6 protein-coding genes and 1 pseudogene are annotated in these 6,471 nt (G+C 58.3%); all 7 read left to right on the top strand.

The window, feature by feature from the left end:
* Positions 1-538 (top strand): dCTP deaminase (gene dcd / locus AB4043_RS10385; RefSeq protein ID WP_442307003.1); only part of this gene is annotated, 538 nt, incomplete at its 5' end.
* A gap of 96 nt (positions 539-634) precedes the next feature.
* Entirely contained in the window at positions 635-1,291 is a 657-nt protein-coding gene (locus tag AB4043_RS10380; RefSeq protein WP_442302003.1) for a response regulator transcription factor, read from the top strand.
* A gap of 304 nt (positions 1,292-1,595) precedes the next feature.
* Positions 1,596-2,288 carry a lipid-binding SYLF domain-containing protein gene (locus AB4043_RS10375; RefSeq protein WP_442302002.1) on the top strand — a complete coding sequence of 231 codons (693 nt, stop codon included), beginning with the start codon at positions 1,596-1,598 and terminating at the stop codon, positions 2,286-2,288.
* A gap of 81 nt (positions 2,289-2,369) precedes the next feature.
* Complete coding sequence (locus tag AB4043_RS10370; protein ID WP_442302001.1) at positions 2,370-3,959, top strand: PAS domain S-box protein; 1,590 nt, start codon at positions 2,370-2,372, stop codon at positions 3,957-3,959.
* Between the two features lie 118 nt (positions 3,960-4,077).
* Positions 4,078-5,007 carry a lysophospholipid acyltransferase family protein gene (locus AB4043_RS10365; protein WP_442302000.1) on the top strand — a complete coding sequence of 310 codons (930 nt, stop codon included), beginning with the start codon at positions 4,078-4,080 and terminating at the stop codon, positions 5,005-5,007.
* A 3-nt stretch (positions 5,008-5,010) separates the two neighbouring features.
* Positions 5,011-6,210, top strand: coding sequence for a sialidase family protein (locus AB4043_RS10360; protein ID WP_442301999.1), 1,200 nt, complete (start codon positions 5,011-5,013; stop codon positions 6,208-6,210).
* An 18-nt stretch (positions 6,211-6,228) separates the two neighbouring features.
* Positions 6,229-6,471: pseudogene (locus AB4043_RS10355) on the top strand (hypothetical protein); the annotation flags it as partial.

Here is a 6,471-nt window from a genome sequence, read left to right as displayed (position 1 = left end):
CCGCTGGATTCGTCAGCAGGCCATCGAACACGGAATGATTCGCCCGTTTAGCGAGAAGCAGGTACGGGAAGGCGTCATTTCCTACGGGCTGTCGTCGTACGGCTACGATCTCAGGGTCTCCGATGAATTCAAGATCTTCACTAACGTCAACTCGGCCATCATCGATCCAAAGCAGTTCGATGAGCGCTCGTTTGTGACGGTACAGGCGGAATCTGTCATTGTTCCGCCAAACTCCTTTGCTCTGGCACGATCGATTGAGTACTTCAAAATCCCCCGTGACGTACTGACTATCTGCGTTGGAAAGTCTACGTACGCTCGATGCGGCATCATCGTCAACGTGACGCCGTTCGAGCCTGAATGGGAGGGTTTTGTGACCCTTGAGATCTCAAATACAACCCCTCTGCCGGCGCGTGTCTACGCCAACGAGGGCCTTTGCCAGATTCTCTTCTTCCAGTCGGATGAACGCTGCGAGGTCAGTTATGCCGATCGCGGCGGAAAATATCAGAACCAACAGGGGATCGTTCTACCGAAACTCTAACGATCATCCCCTGGTCTCTGTTGTCGTTCCCAGGCAAAGCACGAAATTCCTCGTGTTGTGCCCGCAGCCCTGTTGAGTAGAAATCACTGCGGAAATATGACACTAGCGTCCAAGAATCACCCTTTCCGTTTGGGTCTGATGACGACGGACCTCGTGCGCCTTGCCGGCCTCGAGGCAATCTTCGAATCATCGAGGATTGAAGTCGTCCCGATCGCGATCCCAGGCGGCTTCCGAGAGGACGAGATCTCCGTCCTCATCATCGACTCTCAGGCGACGGAGCATCCGTTCGTTCTGCTGGCATCGCTCGCACGCACGCATCCCTCGCTGCTCACCATGGTTCTGGGGGATCGCACGGATCAGGAGTATGTCGAAAAAGTCATCGCTGCGGGTGCGCGCGGTTACCTGACCTACTCCGCTTCAGAAAGAGACTTCCAGATGGCGATTGACGCCATGCGCGAAGGCTCCATCTGGGCGCCGCGGAAGGTGCTGGCGAAACTCATCAGTCAGGCTCCAACCAACAGCCGAACCACACCCGAGCCGCCGGAATTCACGCCTCGCGAGCTTCAGGTTTTGGAGTTACTCACCGCCGGACGGTCGAATCGTGAGATTGGGCTCTCCCTCGACATTGACGAGTCCACGGTCAAAGCACACGTCGGCCGGCTCATGCGGAAGGTAGGAGTAGCGAACCGTATCTCATTGACAATGTTCGCGATGCAGCACCTCTTCCCAATCTCGGGAAGGAAAAACCGGTAACTTTAAGCTGTTTGCAAACTAGTAAACTTTTTTAGCACTTACGTCGATAGACCTCCGTACCGTTGCGTACTCTCTCGTAACCACTCAGAGTAATCACAGCAACACAGACCTGGGAGAAGCGGGGCTGACGGATACGGGACCCACCGGGAACGCAGCCCCCATTTTTTTACCCCTCTACTTCTCCACTCATTCACCAGATCACAACCTAGGTTCTTCGCACTTGTTCCTTCGGGACAACTTCTCGAATTGCCCGTCCATCCATTCCAATAGGACGAGGCGCTTGCGCCCGAAAGGAAGAAAGAACATGAAAAAGTTTGCAGCAGCACTGTGTGGCACGCTGATGACTGTGGCTCCGCTGGTTCACGCAGCCGACAACTCCAAAGAGCTGGAGCGCCTGCAGGCATCCGAAGGTGTACTCAACGAGATCATGGCAACTCCTGACAAGTCGATTCCAGAGAGCATTCTTGCCAGCGCTTACTGCGTCACCGTGATTCCTTCGTACAAGAAGGCTGCCTTTGTCGTGGGTGGACAGTACGGCCAGGGTGTTACGACCTGTCGCACCGGCCACGGCTGGTCTGCACCTGTCTTTGTGAAGCTGACTGGCGGCAGCCTCGGTTTTCAGATCGGCGGTCAGGCAACTGATCTGGTCATCATTGCGATGAATCAGAAAGGCATGCAGGACATGCTGAAGAATAAGTTCAAGATCGGTGGCGATGCCGCAGCGTCAGCCGGACCGGTGGGCCGTAACGCCCAGGCCGGAACGGACTGGAAGCTCAACGCCGAACTGCTGACCTACTCCCGTTCGAAGGGACTGTTTGCCGGCATCGATCTGGAGGGTGCGTGGTTCGAACAGAATTCCGACGATACCCGCGATTTCTACGGCTCGGCAATTCCCTTTGAGACCATCCTGAAAGGAAATACCCCTACTCCTCCCGCGGCTCACCCATTCGTCAGCACGGTGGCGAAGTACTTCGTGACCGCCAAGGCATCCCGGTAATCTCTCACGCATCTCAACAAATGAGGCCGCCTCTCCGGCGGCCTCACGTATCTTCTGACTAGAATGTCTGCCGCCGCACACATGACGATCTTGAGGGAACAGGTCGATACCTCGCGCCTGCTCGCGGAAGCGGGTCTGTCTCTTCTCCGTGCAACGGAGAGCACGCAGGCATTGTGCTTTGCGGCCGATACCGGGCGCACTCTCAGCGCTGCAGACGCAGGGGTTCTGCTGTATCGTCCATCTGACACCGGGTCGGTGTGGTGTGCGGAACCAGGCGCATCTGTGACGCCGCTTGCCGCCGACTTTCCTATCCCCGATAAAGTCATTCGCATCGATAACGCCAGTACCCGCTTCGGCATACCTGCTCTGCCGGAAAAGATCTCCCGCAAAGCGTTTCGCAGCTTGCTGGCGGTTCCATTGCCGTGCATCATCGGCGCGGGAGCCCTCCTTTACATCAGCAGTCGAACCGCCGCCTTTTCCGAGGAGGGTGTGTTCTCGATGAGCGTGTTGGCATCACAGACGGCGGCTTGCCTGGAAACCATCCGTTTACGGAAACAACTCGTCCTGCACGCCGGCGAGCAAAAGGAACATGCCAGACGTCTCAGTGAGCTTGCGGCGATTGTCACTTCATCCGACGACCCGATCCTGAGCAAGGACCTGAACGGCATCATTGCCAGCTGGAATGACGCGGCGACCCGCGTATTTGGGTATCGCCCCGAGGAGATAGTCGGGCAGTCCATCCTGAAGCTCATCCCACCGGAGTTCCATGCCGACGAGGAGCTTATCCTGAGCAAGATCAGAGCGGGAGAACGGATCGACCACTTTGAAACCACGCGCTTGACAAGGGGCGGAGAGCGGATTCCGGTCTCCCTGACGGTCTCGCCGGTCAAAGATGAAACCGGTAGAATCGTCGGCGCCTCAAAGATTCTTCGCGACATCTCCAACCGCAAGCGGATGGAAGAGTCGCTGCTGCAGGCGGAGAAGATCGCGGCTACTGGACGGATGGCCGCCACCATCGCACATGAGATCAACAATCCACTGGAAGCCGTGGTGAATCTCCTCTACCTGATGCGGCCCATGATTGCCGACCCACAGGGTATGGCCTATCTCGAGACAGCCGAGAGCGAGCTGGCACGCGTCTCTCATATCGCGAAACAGACCCTGGGCTACTACCGCGAACACTCTTCGGCGAAACCCACCTCCATCTCCGACCTGGTGGAGAATGCTCTCAAGGTCTATGAGCCACGTTGCAAGGCCTATCGTATTGCGCTGGAGAGGCATCTGGAGTCAGACCGGAAGATCGTCCTGCGTCAGGGCGAGATGCTGCAGGTGATCTCAAACCTCATCACCAACTCCCTCTATGCCATGCCCCAGGGCGGCACCCTTGCTGTTTCGGTGCAGGATGTCTCATTCCCCTCAGATGGAGTTAGGCTGCGCGTCAAAGACACAGGCGTTGGCATTCCAAAGGAGAACCTCGAGCGTGTCTTCGAGGCGTTTTTCACCACGCGCAGCACCATCGGCACCGGCATCGGCCTGTTTGTCGCGAAGCAGTTCGTGGAAGGCCACGGCGGGACTATCCGGGTGGAGAGCAGCACCGCCCCGGAGACCCACGGAACTACCCTGGAGATCTTTCTGCCCGTTCACACGCCTCACGAGCTACAAAGACCATAGAGTATTTTCCCTGTAGGTCTAAGGCTTCCGCATCTATGGACGTTTTCCGCAATGAAAACGCCGCTGCACGTCGCGTCGGTGATACCCGGCAACAGGAAAAACGCTCTAGACTGTTGTTTTGGCAATAAGCACGAACAAATCCGCGACCTTTCGCCACTGGCTTGAATTCATCCCTCTGTGGCTTCTTGTTGGCGCTCTGCGCATCCTGCCCCGCTTTGTGGCCCGGATCGTTGGCGCCGCTATTGGTACTGCGGCATTTCATCTGCTCTCCCGGCTTCGAAAAACAGGGGTCCGCAACCTGGAGATCGCGTTCCCGGCGATGCCCCCCGAGGAGCGGGAGCGCATTCTGCGCTCACTCTACCGGCACCTCGGATGGCAGCTGGCGGAGTTCTGCCAGATGGCGGGATACACCGCCGAGCGCGCCAGCCAGTTCATTCGCTATGAAGGCCTGGATAACTACCTGAAGGCCCGGGACAAAGGCCGCGGAGTCCTGATCATCACCGGCCACCTGGGAGCATGGGAGCTCTCAAGCTTCTTCCACTCCCTGCGCGGCTTTCCGATGGCCATGGTGATCCGGCGTCTGGACAATCCGCTGGTCGACAGATTCGTCAACGAAATCCGCTGCATGCACGGCAACCGCGTCCTTCACAAAGATGATTCCGCACGCGGTCTGCTGCGCGCCATGCATCAGGGCGAGACGGTCGGCATCCTGATGGACACGAACATGACGCCGCCTCAGGGGGTCTTCGTTCCATACTTCGGAACCCAGGCATGCACCGGCGCAGGCCTGGCGCGCGTCGCTCTCAAGACCAATGCCGCCGTCCTGGCGGGCTTCCTATTGTGGAATGAAGCAGAGAAACGCTATGTACTTCACTTCGGTCCCGAGATCGAGCTGACCCGCACCGGCGACCACGAGAGGGACGCAATCGCCAACACCGCTCTCTTCACCTTGGAGATCGAACGCTATGTGCGCGAGTATCCTGACCAGTGGCTATGGGTTCACCGCCGTTGGAAGACCCGGCCGGAAGGAGAAGCGAAGCTTTACTAAACTATGTTGGTTCCCCACCTTCTGCTCGCATTGGCTCTTCAGGCCCCCGTCGCGAACGAACCCTCGAAACAACTTGTAGACCCTGCCCTAGCGGCAACCGCGGACGGCGTTGTGCGGCACGCGGCGAACGGAACAGAACAGGCCCTGCTACCGATTGGCTTCCCGAGCTCGCACGCCGCCAACCTGCTGCAACTGAAGAATGGAGACCTGCTGTGTGTGTGGTTTGCCGGCTCGTGGGAGGGAAACTCCGGTGTCGGCATCGTGCTGTCGCGGCTGAATCGCGGATCGCACACCTGGACGAAGCCGCAGCTGATCGATAATCACGACGGCGAGTCCTACCAGAACCCGGTGATCTTCCAGTCGCCCGACGGAGCAGTGCACATCTATCACACGACACAGGGAGCAGGAGCTGGAGAGGCGAACTCCAAGGTACTCGAGGTCGTCTCACGCGATAACGGCCAGCATTGGTCTGCGCCGGTGGTCCTGTTCGACAAGGGAGGCTCCTTCACCCGCCATCCGCTGCTGGTTCTGGCGCCGAAGACCTGGCTGCTGCCCATGACGTATGTCACCAGCAGAGGCATCGGCGAGGGCGCCGAGACCAACTACTCCGCCATGAAGCTCACCCGCGATGGCGGGGCACACTGGGAGGAGTGCGTCGTTACCGACTCCTTTGCCCGGGTACAGCCGACGGTGGTGCAGATCGATTCCCATCATTTCGTCGCCTGGTTCCGCGATCGCAAATCGCAGTGGGTCTATCGCAGCACCTCGTCCGATGGCTGCCATTGGAGCAAACCGGAGGCTACCACTCTTCCGAACAACAACGCGTCGGTTCAGGCCGTCCGTTTGCAAAACGGATGTATCGTCATGGTCTTCAATAACTCCCACGATGACCGTTCGGGCTCTAAGCCGATACCTGGCCTGCGGAAACCGCTGTCGGTCGCTCTGAGCGAGGATAACGGCGCAACCTGGAGCTACGTACGAGATCTGGAAACAGGGCGGCCCGGCTTCGGCATCGAGGAGCAGCGCCCCAAAACGCCCGGACGCGAGGAGTATTCTTATCCAACCGTGATACAGACTAGCGACGGCAGGATCCATGTGGCATTTACCTACCGCCGCCAGACGATTAAGGAAGTCACTCTGGACGAAGGCTGGATTCGACACGGATCTACCGAGGGACTCTACAAGGGCTCCAGCACGAAGTAAGGTACGGAGGCACACCGCATGTTTGACCTTTCGCAGCTAGCAGCGAAGATTACGGCCTCCGGCTGTCCCACATTTGCCTCAGCCGACGAGGGCCCGGGTGAGATCGCTCGTGTTTCCGCCATCAGCAAAGCGACTCCGGATGCTGTTGTCTTCGCCAGTGATGAAAAAACACTGGAGGCTGCTCTGCTGTCGGCCGCCGGGGCAATTCTGACCAAGCCGACGCTCACTGCCGACATCTCCGACCCTCGCATCGTTCTGACC

This window comes from Terriglobus sp. YAF25, assembly GCF_052113305.1.
Lineage (GTDB): Bacteria > Acidobacteriota > Terriglobia > Terriglobales > Acidobacteriaceae > Terriglobus.
This window is presented reverse-complemented; position numbering and strand designations above follow the sequence as displayed.